General features: G+C 66.6%; 17 protein-coding genes and 1 tRNA gene. 14 read left to right on the top strand and 4 right to left on the bottom strand.

Annotated features, from left to right (window positions below):
* Positions 1–12: 12 nt before the first annotated feature.
* The 5 genes from IWX78_RS01165 to IWX78_RS01145 all read left to right on the top strand — a co-directional run bounded on the left by IWX78_RS01165 (position 13) and on the right by IWX78_RS01145 (position 5,566).
* A complete protein-coding gene (locus IWX78_RS01165; protein ID WP_196831563.1) occupies positions 13–1,233 on the top strand; it encodes a saccharopine dehydrogenase family protein in 1,221 nt (406 codons plus the stop codon).
* A gap of 32 nt (positions 1,234–1,265) precedes the next feature.
* On the top strand, positions 1,266–2,333 hold the full coding sequence (locus IWX78_RS01160) for a polyprenyl synthetase family protein (RefSeq protein ID WP_196831562.1): 1,068 nt from the start codon (positions 1,266–1,268) through the stop codon (positions 2,331–2,333).
* Positions 2,334–2,347: 14 nt separating this feature from the next.
* Positions 2,348–3,727: an FAD-dependent oxidoreductase gene (locus IWX78_RS01155; protein WP_196831561.1), complete on the top strand. Its 1,380-nt coding sequence runs from the start codon at positions 2,348–2,350 to the stop codon at positions 3,725–3,727.
* A gap of 72 nt (positions 3,728–3,799) precedes the next feature.
* A complete protein-coding gene (locus tag IWX78_RS01150) occupies positions 3,800–4,546 on the top strand; it encodes a hypothetical protein (RefSeq protein WP_196831560.1) in 747 nt (248 codons plus the stop codon).
* 6 nt (positions 4,547–4,552) lie between these two features.
* Complete coding sequence (locus IWX78_RS01145; RefSeq protein WP_196831559.1) at positions 4,553–5,566, top strand: alpha/beta hydrolase; 1,014 nt, start codon at positions 4,553–4,555, stop codon at positions 5,564–5,566.
* A 29-nt stretch (positions 5,567–5,595) separates the two neighbouring features.
* Here the strand turns inward: IWX78_RS01145 and IWX78_RS01140 are convergent, their stop codons facing one another.
* Entirely contained in the window at positions 5,596–7,161 is a 1,566-nt protein-coding gene (locus tag IWX78_RS01140) for a PucR family transcriptional regulator (protein ID WP_196831558.1), read from the bottom strand.
* A gap of 127 nt (positions 7,162–7,288) precedes the next feature.
* On the opposite strand from IWX78_RS01140, the gene gabT reads away from it, so the two are divergent.
* From gabT to IWX78_RS01105, 7 genes are all read left to right on the top strand, one after another.
* A complete protein-coding gene (gene gabT / locus IWX78_RS01135) occupies positions 7,289–8,635 on the top strand; it encodes a 4-aminobutyrate--2-oxoglutarate transaminase (protein ID WP_196831557.1) in 1,347 nt (448 codons plus the stop codon).
* Positions 8,635–10,086, top strand: coding sequence for an NAD-dependent succinate-semialdehyde dehydrogenase (locus tag IWX78_RS01130; RefSeq protein WP_196832073.1), 1,452 nt, complete (start codon positions 8,635–8,637; stop codon positions 10,084–10,086). The genes gabT and IWX78_RS01130 overlap by 1 nt, the downstream gene beginning before the upstream one ends.
* Before the next feature lie 8 nt (positions 10,087–10,094).
* A complete protein-coding gene (locus IWX78_RS01125) occupies positions 10,095–11,534 on the top strand; it encodes a gamma-aminobutyraldehyde dehydrogenase (protein WP_196831556.1) in 1,440 nt (479 codons plus the stop codon).
* Between the two features lie 20 nt (positions 11,535–11,554).
* Positions 11,555–12,913: a flavin monoamine oxidase family protein gene (locus IWX78_RS01120; RefSeq protein WP_196831555.1), complete on the top strand. Its 1,359-nt coding sequence runs from the start codon at positions 11,555–11,557 to the stop codon at positions 12,911–12,913.
* A gap of 107 nt (positions 12,914–13,020) precedes the next feature.
* The gene (locus IWX78_RS01115) at positions 13,021–13,899 is read left to right on the top strand and encodes a universal stress protein (protein ID WP_196831554.1); all 879 of its coding nucleotides are present in this window, start codon (positions 13,021–13,023) and stop codon (positions 13,897–13,899) included.
* Positions 13,900–13,903: 4 nt separating this feature from the next.
* Positions 13,904–15,445 carry an APC family permease gene (locus IWX78_RS01110; RefSeq protein WP_196831553.1) on the top strand — a complete coding sequence of 514 codons (1,542 nt, stop codon included), beginning with the start codon at positions 13,904–13,906 and terminating at the stop codon, positions 15,443–15,445.
* A gap of 149 nt (positions 15,446–15,594) precedes the next feature.
* Entirely contained in the window at positions 15,595–16,812 is a 1,218-nt protein-coding gene (locus IWX78_RS01105; protein ID WP_196832072.1) for an APC family permease, read from the top strand.
* 193 nt (positions 16,813–17,005) lie between these two features.
* Here the strand turns inward: IWX78_RS01105 and IWX78_RS01100 are convergent, their stop codons facing one another.
* From IWX78_RS01100 to IWX78_RS01090, 3 genes are all read right to left on the bottom strand, one after another.
* The gene (locus tag IWX78_RS01100) at positions 17,006–17,932 is read right to left on the bottom strand and encodes an NAD-dependent epimerase/dehydratase family protein (protein WP_196831552.1); all 927 of its coding nucleotides are present in this window, start codon (positions 17,930–17,932) and stop codon (positions 17,006–17,008) included.
* A gap of 15 nt (positions 17,933–17,947) precedes the next feature.
* Positions 17,948–18,436, bottom strand: a complete 489-nt coding sequence (locus IWX78_RS01095; RefSeq protein WP_196831551.1) for a YajQ family cyclic di-GMP-binding protein — start codon at positions 18,434–18,436, stop codon at positions 17,948–17,950.
* Positions 18,437–18,529: 93 nt separating this feature from the next.
* Positions 18,530–19,546 carry a LacI family DNA-binding transcriptional regulator gene (locus IWX78_RS01090; protein WP_196831550.1) on the bottom strand — a complete coding sequence of 339 codons (1,017 nt, stop codon included), beginning with the start codon at positions 19,544–19,546 and terminating at the stop codon, positions 18,530–18,532.
* Positions 19,547–19,663: 117 nt separating this feature from the next.
* Between IWX78_RS01090 and IWX78_RS01085 the strand changes: the two genes are divergently transcribed.
* Both IWX78_RS01085 and IWX78_RS01080 read left to right on the top strand, forming a co-directional pair.
* Positions 19,664–20,566, top strand: coding sequence for a PfkB family carbohydrate kinase (locus tag IWX78_RS01085; RefSeq protein ID WP_196831549.1), 903 nt, complete (start codon positions 19,664–19,666; stop codon positions 20,564–20,566).
* 85 nt (positions 20,567–20,651) lie between these two features.
* Positions 20,652–20,733, top strand: a tRNA-Tyr gene (locus tag IWX78_RS01080).
* The last annotated feature ends 151 nt before the right edge of the window (positions 20,734–20,884 follow it).

Raw genomic sequence — 20,884 nt, 5'->3', positions numbered from 1 at the left:
AAGAGAACCGACATGCGCATTCTGATCATCGGAACAGGGGGCGTCGGGTCCGCGGCCGTGCGGATCGCGGTCCGCCGCTCCTTCTTCGACACGCTCGTGATCGCCGACTACGACCCGGCCAGACCCGAGGCGCTCGTCGCCGATGTCGGAGACGACCGTCTTCTCGCCGCCCAGGTCGACGCGTCGAACGCCGACGCCGTCGCCGACCTGATCCGGGCCCACGACATCACCCACGTGCTCAACGCGGTCGACCCGCGTTTCGTGATGCCGATCTTCACCGGCTGTTTCGACGGCGGTGCCGCGTACCTCGACATGGCGATGAGCCTGTCCCGTCCGCATCCCGAGAAACCTCACGAGCTTCCCGGCGTGAAGCTCGGCGACGAGCAGTTCGCGCAGGCAGAGAGGTGGGCGGATGCCGGTCGGCTCGCGCTCGTCGGGATCGGGGTCGAGCCCGGGCTCTCTGACGTGTTCGCCCGCTATGCGGAAGACGAGCTGTTCTCCGAGATCGACGAGCTCGGCGTACGGGACGGCGCCAACCTCACCGTCGACGGTTACGACTTCGCTCCGTCGTTCTCGATCTGGACCACCATCGAGGAGTGCCTCAATCCTCCGGTGATCTTCGAGAAGGACCGCGGCTGGTACACGACCCCGCCGTTCAGCGAACCGGAGGTCTTCGACTTTCCTGAGGGCATCGGCCCGGTCGAATGCGTCAACGTCGAGCACGAGGAAGTGCTCCTCATGCCGCGGTGGACGAGAGCCAGACGGGTCACGTTCAAGTACGGCCTCGGCGACGAGTTCATCAATGTGCTCAAGGTCCTGCACACCCTCGGGCTCGACAAGACCGAGCCCCTGACGGTGAAGGGTGTGCAGGTGGCCCCCCGCGATGTGGTCGCGGCTGGTCTGCCGGACCCGGCTACCCTCGGCGACCGGATGCACGGCAAAACCTGCGCGGGGGTGTGGGTCCGCGGCACAGGTACAGACGGCCAACCGAGGTCCACCTACCTTTATCACGTGGTCGACAACGAGGAGTCTATGGCGGAGTACGGGTCGCAGGCCGTGGTCTGGCAGACCGCGATCAACCCGGTCATCGCCCTCGAACTCCTCGCCACCGGGGTCTGGAGCGGGGCCGGAGTGCTCGGCCCCGAGGCATTCGACGCCCGCCCGTTCCTCGACCTGCTCGCTGCGGATGCTCCACGCGGCTACGGTTCACCCTGGGGAATGCAAGAGAAATAATCGATCGCCCGGGCACGGGTAGGCTAGACCTCGTGAATCCGAGTGCCACGCGGCGTGCCACCAGTCTGTCCAGTCATCTGGGACATACCGACCGCATCTTCGCCTCGCCGAAAACCAGGCAACTGCTCGCCGCCGTCGATGACGGCCTCGAGCGGATCGAGCGCGGGCTCGACTCCGAGCTGATCTTCGCAGACACCATCGCGGACGCGTCGACGCGCTACCTGCTCGAGGCGGGAGGCAAGCGGGTACGGCCGATGCTCATCCTGCTCACCGCCCAGCTCGGCGCCGGCAACACCGTCGACGTGATCACCGCAGCCGAGGCGATCGAGATCACCCACCTCGCCTCGCTCTACCACGACGACGTCATGGATGACGCCGACCGCAGGCGCGGCGTTCCGAGCGCCCACGCCGTCTTCGGCAACTCGGTCGCCATCCTCACCGGGGACCTGCTCTTCGCCCGGGCGAGCCAGCTCATGGCCGGTCTCGGCGAACGGGCCATCCGACTGCAGTCGAAGACGTTCGAGCGGCTCGTGCTCGGGCAGCTTCACGAGACCGTCGGTCCTCGCGACGACGAAGATGCCGAAGCCCACTACATCCAGGTCCTCGCAGACAAGACCGGTTCGCTCATCGCCGCCGCCGCTCAGGCCGGAGTGATCTTCTCGGGCGCAGACGAAGCTTTCGAGCCCGCGGTCGTCGAGTACGGCGAGAAGATCGGCATCGCCTTCCAGCTCATCGACGACGTCATCGACCTGTCACCTCAACCCGAAGAGACCGGCAAGGTTCCGGGTACGGATCTCCGCGCCGGCGTCGCCACCCTGCCGCTCATCCACCTGCGCGTTCTCGCCGAGACGGATCAGGATGCCGCCGCGTTGCTCGCCCGCATCGAGGCGGAAGCCGCCGAGGGAACCGACGGTGCAGCATCCGCCGACTTCACCGCAGCGATCACCGAACTTCGCCAGCATCCCGTAACCACGCGAACCCTCGCCGAAGCCCACCGCTGGGCACACGAGGCCGTCGCCGCGCTCGACCCGCTGCCGGACGGCCCCGTGAAACAGGCTCTCATGCGATTCGCGGAAACGATCGTCGACCGCAGCAAGTAAGGAACCAGACGCAGATGACCAAGCTGAGACTCGCGATTGTCGGCGCCGGACCCGCAGGGATCTACGCTGCTGACATCCTCCTCAAGGCCGAACGCAAATTCGATGTGTCGATCGACCTCTTCGATCGTCTCCCCGCCCCGTATGGGCTCGTGCGATACGGAGTCGCGCCGGACCACCCGCGCATCAAGGGCATCATCAACGCGCTCCGCGAGGTTCTCGACCGCGGCGACATCCGGGTCTTCGGTAACGTCGACTTCGGCACCGACATCGCCCTCGAAGACCTCAAGAAGCACTACCACGCCGTGATCTTCGCCACAGGTGCCGTGCGCGACGCCGACCTCGATATCCCCGGGATCGACCTCGAAGGCTCCTACGGCGCCGCCGACTTCGTCAGCTGGTTCGACGGCCATCCCGACGTGCCACGCGAGTGGCCGCTCACCGCGCAATCTGTGGCTGTGATCGGCAACGGCAACGTCGCTCTCGACGTGTCGCGCATGCTCGCGAAGCACGCAGACGACCTGCTCTCGACCGAGATTCCCGAGAACGTCTATGCGGGGCTGGCAACCTCTCCGGTGACCGACGTGCACGTCTTCGGTCGTCGAGGGCCCGCTCAGGTGAAGTTCACCCCTCTCGAGCTGCGCGAACTCGGCGAGCTCCACGACGTCGACATGGTGCTCCATGACGAGGACTTCGACTACGACGAGGCGTCGAAGACCGCGATCGCCAGCAACAAACAGGTCATGGTCATCGACAAGATCCTGCAGAAGTGGCGTGAACGTCCGGCCGGTACCGCATCCCGTCGGCTGCACCTTCACTTCTACGCCAAACCGCTCGAGGTCGTCGGTGACGAGAACGGCCACGTGGCCGCGTTCCGGTACGAGCGAACCCGCCCGGATGCCGAGGGCGGCGTCGTCGGGACCGGCGAGATCCGCGAGGTGCCCATCCAGGCGCTCTACCGGGCTGTCGGCTATTTCGGGTCGCCGCTCGATGGCATCCCGTTCGACAAGAAACACGGCGTGATTCCCAACCGCGAGGGCGTCGCCCTCAAGAAGGGCAGCAACGACGTCGTCCCGGGCGTCTACGCCACCGGCTGGATCAAGCGTGGACCCGTCGGCCTCATCGGCCACACCAAATCGGATGCCATGGAGACGATCAAGCACCTCGTCAACGGTGAGGGCAGCTGGTGGACCCCGGAGTCGCCAGACGAACAGTCCGTCATCGACCTGCTCGAGGCCCGCGGCGTGAAGTACACCGACCTCGATGGCTGGCACAACCTCGATCAGCACGAGATCGCGCTCGGCGAGCCGCACGGTCGCGCCCGGGTGAAGGTCGTTCCGCGCGAAGACATGGTCGCGATCTCCCGGTCCGAAGTCCGGGTCAGTCCGGCAGGCTAGCGCGGTCGGGAAGCGCAGTTCAGGGCAGCGCTCCCCATGGGCCGACGTGTACCTGCCCGATAGGGTGGTGGCATGTCGAACCCCGGAAGTCCCCAGAACCCGTACGGCCAGCCCACGCAGGGTGCGCCCGCGGGCTACCAGCCGCAGAAACCGTCAGCGACTGCCGATCGCTCGGTGGTGCGTCAGATCATTTTCGGTGGGGCAGTCGTCATCGGTATCGCGGTCGTCACCAACATCCTGGGCCTGATCGGCAACTCCGTCTTCGGCTTCCGGGTCGAGCAGATCCTCGGGATGATCTGGGCCATCTTCGTTGCTCTCGTCTTCGTCGCCGGCGCGGGACTCAGCGCGCTGTACATCGCTCCGTTCGCGAAGGCGAGTTCGGTCAGCGACCTGATCAAGCGCCTCGCGATCGCCGCTGGGGTCGGCGCCGCGGCTCTGCTGGTTCTCAACTTCATCTGGTCGGTGATCAACGGCGGTCAGTACCTGGCGCAGCTGATCATCAGCTCCGGCATCGTCGGGTCGATCTCGACGGGCGTCGCGTACGGCGCGTTCTTCGCTCTCGGTGTCTTCGTTGCTCGGGCTCTGCCAGCGGGCCAGCGTTCGCAGCCCGCTGCACCGCAGCAGGGGAACGCCGGTCAGTCATACCAGGGCCAGCCCTACCAGGGCCAGCCTCAGGGTTCTGCAGCGCAGCCTCAGCAGGGTCAGCCTGCGCAGGTCTACGCGCCGCCCGCACCCGGCTACGTCGCACCTCAGGTGCCGGCACCCGGTCAGGGTCAGCCGCCCGTTCCGCCGCAGCCGACGGTTCCTCCGCAGGGATAGCCTGCGGTGGCCGACGCGGACGGAGCACCGCGGAACCGCTGGGTCCCCGACGTCCTCGGTGAACCGTTCGAACAGTTGACCCTGTCCCTGAACGATGATTTCGAGGGCGAGGTCGTCGCCACTCTCGTGCGGAGACGTGAAGCGCCGATCGACGGCATCCGTTCGCTGTTCGCCGCAGACCGGGGCTGGGACGTGCTCTACCTGCATGGCTGGTCGGATTACTTCTTTCAGACCGAGCTGGCGCAGTTCTGGCATGACCGGGGTGCGCGGTTTCATGCATTGGACCTGCGCAAGTATGGTCGCAGCCTGCGTGAGCACCAGACTCCCGGCTATGTCACGAGTCTGGGAATCTACGACGAAGATATCGAGGCAGCCCTGTCGGTGTTGGGGCACGGGGCAGCGGATGCCCGATCGTCGCGGCGGCTGCTCGTGATGGGTCACTCGACCGGTGGATTGACGGCGAGTCTTTGGGCCGACCGGCATCCGGGGCGGGTCGATGCGCTCGTGCTCAACAGTCCGTGGCTCGAGTTCCAGGCCGGGGCGATCGGTCGGCGGGCGATCGCGCCGCTTGCGAACATCGGGGCGCGAATCGACCCGAGGGGGCAGTTGCCGAACGTCGACCTCGGTTTCTACACCCGGGCGGTATCACGGGCGATGGAAGGTGAGTGGGAATACAACACCGAGTGGCGCCCTGCGCGGGGATTCCCGGCACACCCGGCATGGCTCGCCGCCGTGCTCGCCGGGCACAACCGGGTCGACGCCGGGCTGTCGATCACCGCTCCAGTGCTCACGCTCATCTCCGCGCGTTCGACGTTGTCGACAGCGTGGTCGCCCGAGATGCTGGCGTCGGACATCGTGCTCGTCGTCGACGAGATCGCCGAGCAGTCGCTCAAACTCGCGCCGACCGTCACCGTCGCGCGCATCGATGGGGCGCTGCACGACGTGCTCCTCTCGAGGCCGGCCGTGCGGGCGACGGCGTATGCCGAGCTGGGGCGCTGGGCGTCCGCGTACCTGGACTGACAGCGTCCCTTGAACCGCCGCAGGCGCGCTCAGCCCAACCGCAGCGCCAGCCACAGGTTCGTGCGCGCATCGACGGTCGCCAGCGACCGCCCGGTGAGGCGCTCGACGAGGGCCACCCGGTTCTTGAGGGTATGGCGATGGATGCCGAGGGAACGCGCGGCCGGATCCCATTGACCGTGGTGCTCCAGCCAGATGTGCACGTCATCGATCAACGCCGTTCCGTTCGCCTCGTCGTGGTCGCGGACGGGCTTGAGCAGCGCCCGCGCGACCTCCGCTGCATCCGCTTCCGGAAGCAGCGCAGCGAGACCCCCTTCACTCACGTCTGAGAACTGCGCGACGGATGCCCGCGGTTCCGCGCCTGCATGAGCCTCCTGTTCGCGAACCGCCCTGTCGAGAGCCTGCGCAGCCTGACGGGACCCGCTCGCCGTTTCACTCCAGGCCAGCGGATCAGACAATCCGGCGGGCAACCGGTGCACCCGGCTGAGCTCGGCGGCCAGGTCCTGGGCACGCTCCGCAGCAACGCCGACGACCACCCGGCTCTCACTCGCCGCGAAGAAGAGGTCTCCGGCGAACTCGGCATCGCGGGCTTCAAGGTCGCCGAACAACGCATCTCCAGTCGCCCCACTGGGCTCGAACGCGATGAACCTCACCGGTTCGGCCGGAAGTTCACCACCCATCTGGCGCACGATCCTGCGCACGAGTTCGACATTTCCCTCGAGCAGTGTCTGGAACAGGCCGCTGCGCAGGCGACCGCGCGCCCGGCCGAGTTCGCGGTTCTGTTCGAGCGCCAGGCCGGTCAGCGCGATGACGCTCGTCACAACGGTCTGGTCGGCAGCATCGAGCGGCTGGGCCCCCGCGGTGATGAGGGCGCCGAGGAGCGCCCCTCGACGGCCCAGGGTCTGCAACGTCGCTTGCCCGGCCTCGTCGCTGATGGTCGAACTGGACCGTTGACCGCGCCCGATCAGCCGCTCGGCCTCGAGCACGAGTCTGGCCCGTGCGCTCTCCGAAGCAAGCGCAGGAACGGCGGATGCTTCGTCGAAGACCCGGGTGAGTCGCCCGCGAGCGTCGACCAGCCCGACCCAGCGGTGCAGCTGCCGCGAAAGCTCCCGCAAAACCGCTGCTGTCGGATCCGGCCGCAGCGCTGCGAAAGAGATGGCCCGCTGTGCGTTGAGAGCCCAAGTGTCCCGCGCGTGGGCGGCCTCAGCGAGAAGGTCGGCGGCGGTGCGGATGACGGCGATGAACGGCACCCGGTACGGCACTTCGAAGAGCGGCATCCCGAACCGCTCGCAGGCAGCAACAAGATCCGCCGGTGTGCCCTCGCGAATCACTTCGGTGCCGAAGCCGATACCGACGAGGCCGTGCCCGCTCAGTCGCTCGACATACGCGGCGACGTCGCCGGGGGTCGTCGTCGCCGGGTCGAACTGGGTTCCGGTGGTCAGCACGACCTGGCCGGCGTCGAGGAACGGGGTGGGATCGTCGAGATCGGAGCTGTGGATCCACGAAATCGGTGCATCCAGTCGGCCGGAGGAGCGCCCCGCGAGTAATCGGAGGTCGAGCGTCCGAGTCTCGAGCAAGCGGAGGATGGTGGGCTGCATGTGCTCACCGTACGCGAAATGACAGTTTGGCAGAAGCGAGGGGATCGGATGGCCATTCCGGCAGTTCCGGTCGGGGAGGGGCACTCCTAGTCTGGCAAGCACGCGACCAGCGAAGGAGACCGCGACGATGACCCTGACCTCGACCCCGACCGGCGGGCCGGCCCTGACCCAGGAACGCAGGATCGTGACGGCGATCCCCGGTCCGCGCTCCGAGGCTCTGATGGCTCGCAAGAACCGTGCCGTCGCCTCAGCGGTCGGCACGACGATGCCGGTGTTCGCTGAATCGGCAGGCGGTGGAGTGGTTGTGGACGTCGACGGGAACTCGTTCATCGACCTCGGTTCCGGCATCGCCGTCACCGGCGTCGGCAACAGCGCCCCTCGGGTGGTCGACGCCGTGCAGGCGCAGGTCGCCGCGTTCACCCACACCTGCTTCATGATCACCCCGTACGACTCGTACGTGGAGGTCGCCGAGAAACTCAACGAACTCACGCCGGGAAGCCACGAGAAACGCAGCGCCCTGTTCAACTCCGGCGCTGAAGCCGTCGAGAACGCCATCAAGGTGGCGCGCAGCTACACCGGCAAGCAGGCCGTTGTCGCCTTCGACCACGCGTATCACGGCCGCACCAACCTGACGATGGCACTCACCGCCAAGTCGATGCCATACAAGAGCGGCTTCGGCCCGTTCGCTTCCGAGATCTATCGCGCCCCGATGTCATACCCCTTCCGCGACGGACTGAGCGGGGCGGATGCCGCGAAGCGCGCGATCTCGATGATCGAGAAGCAGGTCGGGGCGACCAACCTCGCGGCGATCATCGTCGAGCCGATCCAGGGGGAGGGCGGCTTCATCGTTCCCGCCGACGGATTCCTCCCCGCACTCGTCGACTGGGCCAGCACGAATGGCGTCGTCTTCATCGCCGACGAGGTGCAGACCGGTTTCGCGCGCACCGGCACCATGTTCGCCAGCGAACACGAGAACATCGTCCCTGACATCGTCGTCACTGCGAAGGGCATCGCAGGCGGCCTGCCGCTGTCGGCGATCACCGGTCGCGCCGAGATCCTCGACGCGACACACACCGGTGGGCTCGGTGGCACGTACGGCGGCAACCCGATCGCCTGCGCAGCAGCTCTCGCCGCGATCGAGACCTACATCGAAGACGACCTGGCCGGCGCGGCGCGGCGCATCGAGGCGACACTCGTCGAGCGTTTCGCCCTCGCCCAGGCGATCGACCCGCGCATCGGCGACATCCGCGGTCGCGGCGCGATGATCGCCGTCGAGTTCGTCGACCCCGAAACGAACGAACCGGATGCCGCGCTGACCAGCGCCGTCGCTCGGGCCTGCCATCAGGCCGGTGTGATCGTGCTGACCTGCGGAACGTACGGCAACGTCATCCGTTTCCTGCCACCCCTGTCCATCCCAGACGCCCTCCTTGCCGAAGGCATCGACGTCGTCCTGACCGCATTGGAGAACGCGTGATTTCCGAGAAAGACCTGTTGGCTCACGTTCCGACCGGACTGTTCATCGGGGGGAAGTGGCGCCCGACCGCATCGACGATCGACGTCCTCGATCCGTCGACCGGCGTCGTGCTCGCGTCGATCGCCGACGCCAGCGCCGCCGACGCGACCGCAGCGCTCGATGCCGCTGTCGCCGTGCAGGATGACTGGGCGGCGACAGCGCCGCGGGTTCGATCGGACATCCTGAGAAAAGCGTTCGACCTCCTGCAGGAACGCCGAGACGAATTCGCTCTGCTGATGACGCTCGAAATGGGCAAGCCGCTCGCCGAATCGAACGGCGAGGTCACCTACGGCGGCGAGTTCCTGCGCTGGTTCAGCGAAGAAGCCGTGCGGATCACCGGCCGGTACGGCGTCAACCCAGAGGGCACCGGCCGCATGATCGTCTCGCAGCATCCTGTCGGTCCGTGCTACCTGATCACACCGTGGAACTTCCCGCTCGCGATGGCCACCCGCAAGATCGCACCGGCGCTCGCCGCCGGCTGCACCGTGGTGATCAAACCCGCGTCGCTCACCCCGCTGACCACGCTCTACTTCGCGAAGCTCCTCGACGACGCCGGCCTCCCCGCCGGAGTCGTCAACGTTCTCACCACCTCGTCGTCGAGCGCCGTCACCGAACCGCTCCTTCACGACTCACGGCTGCGCAAACTCAGCTTCACCGGGTCGACCCCTGTGGGGCAGAAGCTCATCCAGCAGTCGGCGACGAACGTACTGCGCACGTCGATGGAACTCGGCGGCAACGCCCCGTTCGTCGTCTTCGATGACGCCGACCTCGACGCAGCCGTCGACGGTGCGATCGCCGCCAAATTCCGCAACATCGGGCAGGCATGCACCGCAGCGAACCGGTTCATCGTGCACGCATCGGTCGTCGACGAGTTCGCTCGTCGCGTCACCGAACGGGTGAAGGGTTTCGGCATCGGCCGTGGCACCGAAGAGGGCGTCACCATCGGTCCGCTCATCGACGACCGGGCGGTGGCGAAGGCCGGCAAGCTCGTCGACGACGCCGTGTCGAAAGGCGCGACCCTCCTCACCGGAGGCGCCCCCGTCGACCGCGATGGAACCTTCTTCGCTCCAACGGTGCTCACCGACGTCCAGCCCGGTTCAGACATCCTCCGTGAAGAGATCTTCGGCCCGGTTCTCGCGATCGTCCCGTTCACCGACGAGGCGGATGCCGTGCGGCTCGCCAATGACACCGAGTACGGTCTCGTCAGCTACGTCTTCACGAAGGACCTCGCACGGGGCCAGCGCATGATCGACAAGCTGCAGACCGGCATGATGGGGCTCAACGTCGGCGTGATCTCGAACGCCGCCGCCCCGTTCGGCGGCGTCAAACAGTCCGGCATCGGCAGGGAAGGCGGATTCGAAGGAATCCACGAATACCTGTCGACCAAGTACACGATGACTCCGGTTCCCTGAAAGGACAGATGAGAACGATGACGACTCCGAGCACTCTGCAGAACTACGTCGGCGGCCGGTTCGTCGACGCATCCGCTGTCGATACGATCGATGTGATCAACCCCGCCTCAGGAGAGGTCGTCGCGCGCTCGCCGATTTCGACACTCGACGATGTGAACACGGCATTCGACGCCGCGAAGACGGCATTCGCCACCTGGAAGCGCACCACGCCCGGCCAGCGCCAGGCAATGCTGTTGCAGATCGCGGATGCCATGGAGGCGAACGCAGACGAACTCGTCGAGGCGCAGCATCGCAACACCGGCCAGCCGCGCGAAGCGATCAGGGCTGAAGAGGTGATCGCCGGGGCGGACCACCTGCGGTTCTTCGCCGGTGCCGCTCGCGTACTCGAGGGAAAGAGCGCCGGGGAGTACCTGGAGGGACACACCTCGTTCGTGCGCCGCGAACCGATCGGAGTCGTCGCCCAGGTCACCCCGTGGAACTATCCGATCATGATGGCGATCTGGAAGATCGCACCGGCGCTCGCCGCTGGGAACACCGTCGTGCTCAAACCCAGTGACACCACCCCCGAATCGACGCTCGTTCTCGCCCGCCTGACCCAGGGCATCCTGCCTGACGGTGTTCTCAACGTGATCCTCGGCAACGGGGCGACCGGTCAGGCGATGACCGAGCATCCCGTGCCCGGCCTCGTCTCGATCACCGGGTCGGTCCGCGCCGGAATGGCCGTTGCGGCATCCGCTGCGAAGAACCTGCACCGGGCGCACCTCGAACTCGGCGGCAAGGCTCCTGCGATCGTGTTCGCCGACGCCGACATCGCGGCCACCGCCGAAGGGGTGGCCGGTGCCGGCTACTTCAACGCCGGCCAGGACTGCACCGCAGTGACCCGTGTTCTCGTGCACGAGTCGATCCACGACGCGTTCGTCGCCGAACTGGTGAAGGCGGCCGAGGCCACGAAGACCGGCGACGCCGAGGATCCGGATGCCTACTACGGCCCGCTCAACAACGCGTCGCACTTCGCGAAGGTATCGAGCGTGATCGACTCCCTGCCAGCGCACGCCACCGTCGCGACCGGCGGCCATCGGGTCGGAGAGACCGGGTTCTACTACGCCCCGACCGTCATCACCGGGGTGAGCCAGGTGGACACCTGCGTGCAGGAGGAGACCTTCGGCCCCGTGCTCACCGTGCAGAGCTTCTCGACCGAAGAAGAGGCCGTCGAGATGGCCAACGACGTGCAGTACGCACTCGCATCGAGCGTCTGGACGAAAGACCATGGCACGGCGATGCGCGTCTCACGCGATCTCGACTTCGGTGCCGTGTGGATCAACACCCACATCCTGCTCGCCGCCGAGATGCCACACGGCGGCTTCAAGATGTCCGGCTACGGCAAGGATCTCTCGTCCTACGGGCTCGAGGACTACACCCGCATCAAGCACGTGATGAGCGCGTTGTGACAACCGAAAGTGAGAACACCATGACAGACCTGCAGCGGGACGTCGTCATCGTCGGCGCCGGAGCATCCGGACTCACCGCGGCTACCCGGCTGCGCGCCGCCGGACTGAGTGTCGCCGTGCTCGAGGCGCGAGACCGCGTCGGTGGGCGACTCTGGACAGACGACGTCGACGGGGCGATGCTCGAACTCGGCGGCCAGTGGGTCTCCCCCGACCAGGATGCCCTCATCGAGACGCTCGACGAGCTCGGCCTGCAGACCTACTCGCGCTACCGCGAGGGAGACAGCGTCTACATCAACGCGATCGGCGAGCAGACCCGGTTCACGGGCGAGATCTTCCCGGTCGCCGCATCGACGCAGCGCGAGATGGAACGCCTCATCAACGTGCTCGACGCGCTCGTCGCCGACATCGGACCCCGTGAACCGTGGGCGCACCCGCTTGCGAAGGAGCTCGACTCGGTCACCTGGATCGAGTGGCTCACGACTCAGACCGACGACATCGAAGCACGCGACAACATCGCCCTCTTCATCGCCGAGGCGATGATCACCAAGCCCGCCCACGCGTTCTCGGCGTTGCAGGCGATTCTGATGGCGGCATCCGCCGGGAGCTTCTCGCACCTCGTCGACGCGGACTTCATCCTCGACAAGCGGGTGATCGGCGGGCTGCAGCAGGTTCCGCTGCTTCTCGCCGAGAAGCTCGGAGACGACGTCTTCCTCGGTCAGCCCGTGCGCCGACTGGAGTGGACGGATGCCGGCGTCACCGCGGTCGCAGACGGCATGACGGTCAGCGCCCGCCACGCGATCGTTGCCGTGCCACCGAACCTGTACTCGCGCATCGACTTCCAGCCCCCGCTTCCGCGCCGGCAGCAGCAGATGCACCAGCACCTGTCGCTCGGCTTCGTGATCAAGGTGCATGCCGTCTACGAGACGCCATTCTGGCGCGATGCCGGTCTCTCCGGTACGGCCTTCAGCCCGTACGAGCTCGTGCACGAGGCATACGACAACACCAACCATGACGACCCCCGAGGTACCCTCGTCGGCTTCGTCTCGGACAAGAAGGCCGACCACGTCTTCACGCTCAGCGCCGAAGAACGCAAACAGGTCATCCTCACCTCGCTGTCGCACTACTACGGCGAACAGGCTCTGAACCCCGTCGTGTACTACGAGAGCGACTGGGGCTCCGAGGAGTGGACCAGAGGCGCATACGCTGCGAGCTTCGACATGGGCGGACTGCACCGATACGGTGCCGATCTCCGTACCCCGGTCGGTCCGATCCACTGGTCGTGCAGCGATCTCGCCGCCGAGGGCTACCAGCACGTCGACGGAGCCATCCGGGTCGGTCGTGAGACCGCAGACGCCATCCTGCTCCGCCACACCACCTGACCACCGCCCACACCCCATCACCCGCACCGCCCGACCCGCACCACGCCCGACCCGCACCACCCTGGCTTTTCCCTGCAGTACCCGACCGCAAAGGAGCACCCTCACCCATGCGTTACATCGTTGGCTACACAGACACCCCCGCCGGCGCCGACGCGCTCGCGCTCGGGGTGAGACTGGCCCGGTCGATGGCCGCCAGCCTCGACATCGTGATCGTCCTCCGCAGTGAGGCTCGACCGACTCTCGTCCCGTCCGACACGGGGTATGAACGATTCCTGCATGAGACCGCCCAGGGGTGGCTGAAGGATGCCGCTGCGGCCGTGCCTCGAGACGTCCCGACCCAGACCCACATCGTCTACGCCGAGTCGTTCGCCCGGGGGCTGCTCGACACCAGCCGCGACCTCGAAGGGTCGATGATCATCGTCGGTGCCGCACGGGGAGGTCTCCTCGGCCGCGCGACGGTCGGGAGCGTGGCCGGCGCCCTGCTGCACTCCGCCGTCGTGCCGGTCGCCCTGGCCCCCGAAGGGTCGAGCTCCACCGTCGGTCTGAACACCGTGACACGGGTCACCTGCGCCGTCGGCACCCGACCAGGGGCCTCCGAACTGCTCGACGCCGCCGTGCTAGCGGCTCGGGCCGCCCATGTTCCGATGCGGCTGATCTCACTGGTCACCCTCGACATGGACGACATGGCCACCCCACCCGCTGTCGCCGAGCGCGCTGCTACGCACGCCGAACAGGTGCTGGCTTACGCTGCGGAGCACCTGCCGGAGGACATCGACGTTTCGGTACTCACAGCATCCGGAAACCGGGTCGAGGATGCCGTCAACCAGGTCGACTGGGAACCGGAAGAAGTGGTCTTCGTCGGTTCCAGCCGCCTCGCCAAGCCGAGGCACATCTTTCTGGGCTCGACCGCGGCGAAGATGCTGCGCGAACTGCCCGTCCCCATGGTCGTGGTCCCCCGCGACTCCGTTCTGACCCTCGAGGACTGAGAACATGAGCACAACGAAGTCCGAACACGGACTCTCCAAGAAAGGCCTGAGCGCCGGATCCGTCGGACTCATCGGCGCCATCGTCATCGGCATCTCGTGCATCGCCCCGGCGTACACGATGACAGCTGCCCTCGGCCCGACCGTCTCCGAGGTGGGACTGCAGGTGCCAGCCATCATCCTCGTCGGCTTCATCCCGATGCTGCTCGTCGCATTCGGCTACCGGGAACTCAACCGGTCGATGCCGGACAGTGGCACATCGTTCACCTGGGCGACGCGGGCGTTCGGGCCGTGGATCGGCTGGATGGCCGGCTGGGGGCTGATCGCAGCCACGATCCTCGTCCTGTCGAACCTCGCGGGCATCGCCGTGGACTTCTTTTACCTGATGCTCGCGCAGATCTTCAACAATCCTGACATCGCCGACCTCGCCCTCAACCCGGTCATCAACGTTCTCACCTGTCTGGCGTTCATGCTCGGGGCGACGGCGATCTCGTACCGCGACATGCAGACCACTCAGAAGGTGCAGTACGTGCTCGTCGGGTTCCAGCTGATCGTGCTCGTACTGTTCGGCGTGGTCGCGTTCGTGCACGTCGCCAACGGTTCCGCATTCGATGCGACACCGGTCAGTCTCGAGTGGTTCAATCCGTTCGCCGTCGAGTCGTTCAGCTCATTCGCCGCCGGACTCTCGCTCTCGATCTTCATCTTCTGGGGTTGGGATGTCACACTGACGATGAACGAGGAGACCAAGGGATCACGCTCCACTCCCGGTCGCGCCGCCACCCTCACCGTGTTCATCATCGTCGTCCTGTACCTGCTCATCGCCACGGCATCCATCAGTTTCGCCGGGATCGGGACCGGGGAGTTCGGCCTCGGCAACGAAGACATCCAGGGCAACGTGTTCTTCGCGCTCGCCGGGCCCGTTCTCGGACCGCTCGCGATCCTCGTCTCGATCGCTGTGCTGTCGAGCTCGGCCGCTTCACTGCAGTCGACCTTCGTATCGCCGGCTCGAACGCTGCTCGCCATGGGGCACTACGGCGCGCTCCCCGAGAAATTCTCGCGGGTCTCCCCGCGGTTCCTCACCCCGGGGTACGCGACGATCGTGTCGGCCGTCGTGGCATCCGCGTTCTACGCCATCATGCGATTCATCTCCGAAGACGTGCTCTGGGACACGATCACCGCGCTCGGCATGATGATCTGCTTCTACTACGGGATCACCGCTTTCGCGGCGGTCTGGTACTTCCGCACGCAGTTCTTCAACTCGTTCAGGAACTTCGTCTTCCAGCTGTTGTTCCCGCTCGTCGGCGGAATCATCCTGGCCGTGCTGTTCTTCACGACCATCATCGACAGCATGGACCCGGACTACGGCAGCGGATCGAATATCGCCGGCGTCGGACTGGTCTTCATCCTCGGCATGGTCGTGATCGTGTCGGGCATCGTCATCATGATCATCCAGGCGATCCGTCGGCCGGCCTTCTTCCGTGGGGAGACACTCACGGTCGGTCGCTCCGACGGCACAGAAGACGAAGAGCTCGACGAGCTGCCGGTGTGACCTTTCTCCACGCGAGATGCTGGGTTTGAGGTGGTCGGCCGGTGCCGACACCCCTGCAAACCCAGCAACTCGCGTAGCGTGTGGGTGTGAATACACGGCTTGCACGGCGACTCGGGCTTGGCGATGCCATCTTCATCGGCCTCGGTTCCATGGTGGGGGCTGGAGTGTTCGCCGCCTTCGCGCCTGCCGCTTCGGCTGCAGGCTGGGGTTTGCTCGTCGGGCTCGCGATCGCGGCCGTCATCGCATATTGCAACGCGACGGCATCCGCCCAGCTGGCCGCGCAATACCCGTCATCCGGTGGCACCTACCTCTACGGCCGTGAGCGACTCGGTGCGGGGTGGGGCTTCGCCGCCGGCTGGAGCTTCGTGATCGGCAAAACCGCGAGTTGCGCAGCGATGGCCCTGACGTTCGCGGCATACGCGGCGCCGGCAGGCTGGGAGCGCCCCGTCGCTGCCCTCGCGGTGGCCGCGCTCGTTGCGGTGAACTACTTCGGTGTGACGCGCACCGCGCTCCTCACCCGTGTGCTCGTCGTGATCTGCCTTCTGGTTCTCGCTGTCGTCGTCGCTGCAGGGCTCTCCGCTCCGGCCGCCCCGATCTCCTTCGCGTTCGTCGGCGGCAATCCGGTCACGGCCTGGCTGGCGATGAACGCCCCGATGGATGCCGACGCGTACGCCGTTCTGCAATCGGCAGGACTCCTGTTCTTCGCCTTCGCCGGGTATGCCCGCATCGCGACCATGGGGGAGGAGGTGCGTGATCCTGCCCGCACCATCCCGCGAGCCATCCTCGGTGCCCTGGCGATCGCCGTCGCGGTCTACGTCGTGGTTGCGGTCGTGTCGCTGCGCACGCTCGGACCTGAGGCCCTCGGGAACTCCGCCGCCCCGCTGGTCGACGTCGCGGTCGCTGGTGGCTGGGACTGGGCAGCACCGGTCGTGCGATTCGGTGCCGCAGCCGCGTCGCTGGGGGCGCTGCTCGCCCTGATCTCGGGTATCGGGCGAACGAGCCTGGCGATGGCCCGCGAAGGTGACCTTCCCCGTGCACTTGCGGCGGTGCATCCGCGTTACCGGGTGCCGCACCGTGCTGAGCTCGTGCTCGGTGCCGTTGTGATCGCCGTCGTGCTTGTCGCCGATCTGCGCGGTGCGATCGCTTTCTCATCGTTCGGGGTGTTGCTGTACTACTTCATCGCTAACCTGTCGGCTTTCACGCAAAAGAGCCCTGACCGGCGGTTCCCGCGCTGGCTGCAGATCCTCGGCATGGTCGGATGCCTCGTTCTCGTCGTCACGCTGCCCCCGCTCGGGATCGCGGCCGGCGTCGCGGTGCTCGCCGTCGGCATCGGCGGACGGATGCTGCTCCGGCGAGTGCGCGCGTAGCTGTTGTGGTTGGCGGCGCTGCGGGCGAGGGCTGCAGTTCCGTTCGATCGTCGCAGTATCGTGCGCGTGCTGCACTTTCCGACATCCATGCTGCACTTTCCTGCCGATGCTGCAACTGCAACTGCAGCAGCGGCACACAACTGCAGCACAGCCAGCCTCGGGCGGCGCCGGTCGCGCGCACGGGGCCCAACCGTCAGCGGTTCGACAGGCCCCGGTAGTAGCCGACAGTCGCGTCGAGCGCCTCGTCCCAGCCCGTTGCCCGCACGCCGAGTTCGCGTTCGGTCTGAGCGGCATCCGACACGAACGGCGACCGGAACTGGTAGCTCGACGCTGCCACCTCGCGCAGCATCGGGCTGAACGCGCCGACACCGCCGAGTACCCACGACGGGATCGCCGAAACCGACCCGTGAACGCCATACCGCGCGTTCACCTGCCTGCAGATGGCGGTGCGACTGAGATCGGATGCGGCAGGCACGTGCCACACGCGACCCCACGCGCCCGCATACGTGCTTGCCGCCACGACGGTGGCCGCGAGGTCGGGCAGGTAGGCCCAGCTGTGGTCGAGAGAGGGGTTGCCGACCGCCCAGGACCGTTTGCCGGCCAGGATCGGTTCGAAGAACCGGGTACCGAGGTGTGCGTCACCGGTCGCGTCCGGGCCGAAGTAGTCGCTCGCCCGGACTTCGACAGCACGGATGTCGCCGCGCTCGGTCGCCAGGCGGAGGGAACCCCAGAGTTCGCGCCGCACCTCCCCCTTCGACTCAGCCGGATCCTCGGGAGAGCGCTCGGTCATCGGCATCGACGCGTGTCCGTATGAGTACAGGTTGCCGACCATGACGACGTCGGCGCCTGTGGCGCGGGCCGCCTGGATCACGGCATCCACGATCGGCGGCCAGTCGGAACGCCAGCGGTGGTACGGCGGATTGGTGCACACCACGATCGTCGCGTGATCTGATGCCGCGCGACTCAGCGCCGGAGCATCCGCAGCGTCGAGGTGAGCGGTGGCCGCACCATCCACCGTCGTGCCCGACCGTGTCGCCACGGTCACCTCGTCACCGCGAGCGAGGAACGCGCGGGTGACGTTCGACCCGACAGGGCCGGCACCGAGAACCAGCACGCTCATGATGAGTGGTCGGAACTAGCGGAAGTTGATGAACTGCAGGTCGATGTCGAGATCCTTGCCCTTGAGCAGAGCGATCGTTTCCTGCAGGTCGTCGCGGCTCTTCGACTGCACACGCAGTTCGTCGCCCTGGATCTGGCTCTTGACACCCTTGGGTGCCTCGTCCCGGATGATCTTGTTGATCTTCTTCGCGTTCTCCTGCGTGATGCCGTCTTTCAGTTCCGCCTCGATGCGGTACTCCTTGCCACTCGCGTACGGGTCGCCGGAGTCCAGGCTCTTCAGCGAGATGCCGCGCTTGATGAGCTTGGTCTGGAAGACGTCGAGGATCGCCTTGACGCGCTCCTCGCTGTTCGCCTTCATCAGGATCTTGTCACCGGACGGCGCGATCGATGCCCCGGTGCCCTTGAAGTCGTAGCGCTGCTCGATCTCCTTGTGCGCCTGGTGGAGGGCGTTGTCCGCCTCCATCTTGTCGACCTTGCTGACCACGTCAAACGATGAATCTGCCATGGCCTCATGCTACGCGATCCGCGCGGGGGAGCGGATGCCGGTGGTCGGCGCTCGCCCCAACGGGCTTGAGTAGCTCGCTGCGGGTTCGCTCGCCTACGGGGCTGGGCGCGCAGTCGACGAGCGCACGATGAGCTCGTACGGCAGAGGTACGTCGGCGTTTTCAGACACCTCGGGGTTCGGCTCGAGCAGTTGCATGAGCGCTTCGACAGCCTGCTCGCCCTGCCGCTTCGGGAACTGTGCCACCGTCGTGAGCCCGAAGAAGGTCGAGAGCTGGTGGTCGTCGATGCCGACCACCGACAGGTCCTGCGGAACCGAGAGACCGAGGTCGCGGGCGGCGAGGATGCTGCCGATCGCCATCTCATCAGACGATGCCACGATCGCGGTCGGCCGGTTGCGCGGGCTGCCGAGCAGCTGCTTGGCGGCTTCGTAGCCGCCGGGGAGGGTGAAGTCGGCCGGGCGGAAGAGTGACCCGTCGACCTCGACACCGGCATCCTGCAGCGCCTGTTCGTAGCCGATCCGCCGGTTGGACGGCAGATGGAAGTCCAGGTCGAACTCCTTGCCTCCACCGATGTGGGCGATGCGGGTGTGGCCGAGTTCGATCAGGTGCTCGGTGGCCAGGCGGGCGACGGCGACGTCGTCCATGGTAAGACTGAACACACCGGTGATCGGGCCGCCGACACCGATGAGCGGCTTGCCCATGGCGTGCAGGCTCGACACCTCCGCTTCGGTGAGTTCGAGACCGATAGCGATCACGGCATCCACGCGCTGGCGGAGCAGGAAATGGTCGAACACACTCTTGCGTTCCTCGCCGCCTCCGCTGAGGTTGTAGAGGGTGAGATCGTAACCCTGGCGGAGTAGAGCGCTCTCAGCGCCCTCGATGACCGACGCGAAAAACCAGTGGTTGAGGAAGGGCACGACCACACCGACGTTGCGGGTGCGGCCCGAGGCGAGGCTTGAGGCGTTGGACGACACGACGTAGTCGAGCTCACCGGCGGCCTGGGCGACCTTCAGCCGGGTGCTCTCAGACACGTAGCCGCGCCCGCTCAGCGCGCGCGACACCGTCGCCGTTGAAACGCCGGCGAGACGCGCGACCTCTTCGATGCCCGCCATAGGACTCCTCTTGTGCGCGTGAATGCCAGTGGCCAGCATATCGACGGGTGAGGGGCATGCTCGCAGTGGCGGATGTTTAGCGGGTATGGGACGCTCGGTTCTGACGAAAGGGTACGCATGCACAGGGACGACGGCCGGGTGATCGTGATCGGTGATGCGCTCATCGACGAACTCCGGGATGCTGACGGGAGTCGTGACTTCGTCGGCGGCGCCGCGCTCAACGTGGCGGTCGGCCTGGCTCGGCTGGGTGTGCCGACGACGCTTCTCGCCATGGTCGGGGATGACGCAGACGGGCAGAGCATCCGGTTGTTCCTCGACCAGTATGGGGTCGAGCTGCTGGCGACGCCCGGCCCGCTCGGGTCGTCGCGGGCGACCAGCGACCGCAGCGCAGGCGAACCCCGGTACATCTTCAATGCCGCCGCCCAGGGGCGACGCATCGTCTTCGGCGACGACGAGCGGCTGGCGATCGCGGATGCCCGCCTCGTCGTCGTGAGCTGCTTCCCCTTCGACGACGACGAACAGTCCGCGGCGCTGGAGGATGCCGTCGCGAACCCGCAGCGACGCCTCGTGATCGATCCGAATCCCCGGGCGGGCATGCTGCACGATGCCGGGCGATTCGTCTCCAACTTCGAACGACTCGGCGCTACGAGCCTGCTCTGCAAGGTCGGAGATGAGGATGCCGACCTGCTGTACGGCATCGACCTGGCTCAGCTCGTCGACCGGCTGCGTTCGGCCGGAACCGCGAACGTGCTCGCGACGGCCGGTCGCGCCGGGGCATCCGTCTCGACAGTCACCGGAACGGTTTCTCGCCCGATCGTCGACCTGCCGGGGCCGGTCATCGACACCATGGGAGCCGGGGATGCGACGCTGGCGGCTGCGGTGCATGCCATCCTCACCGGAGGGGTGCCGGCGGGAGACGCAGAGTGGGGGCGTTTGCTCGACGAGGCGATGCTCATCGCGGCGCTGACCTGCCGGAGCGACGGCGCACTGCTGCAACTGCCTCCGGTCGTTGGGGCCTGACCGGCGCCGATTTCCGGAAGACGACGGGCAAGGGTACTATTTTCACGCGCCTTCGGTTGTCTGTTCAAGTCGGTCGAGTGCGTCTGGCGAGTTACCCAAGCGGCCAAAGGGATCTGACTGTAAATCAGACTGCTCAGCATTCGGGGGTTCGAATCCCTCACTCGCCACATTCTTTGTGAAAAGCGGAGTCCATCGAGGGCTCCCTTTTTCGTGCCAGCGTTGTGTGCGTCGAGACCGCAGTAGCGGCCTGAAGAATGCGGGCTTTCTGGCCTCTGCTGCGGGCTCGATTTGCCGCATACGAGGCGTGCATACGGCCTT

This window comes from Mycetocola sp. CAN_C7, from assembly GCF_015752285.1.
Taxonomy (GTDB): domain Bacteria; phylum Actinomycetota; class Actinomycetes; order Actinomycetales; family Microbacteriaceae; genus Mycetocola_A.
Note: the sequence above shows the minus strand (reverse complement) of the source record. Positions and strands in the feature narration are given on the sequence as shown.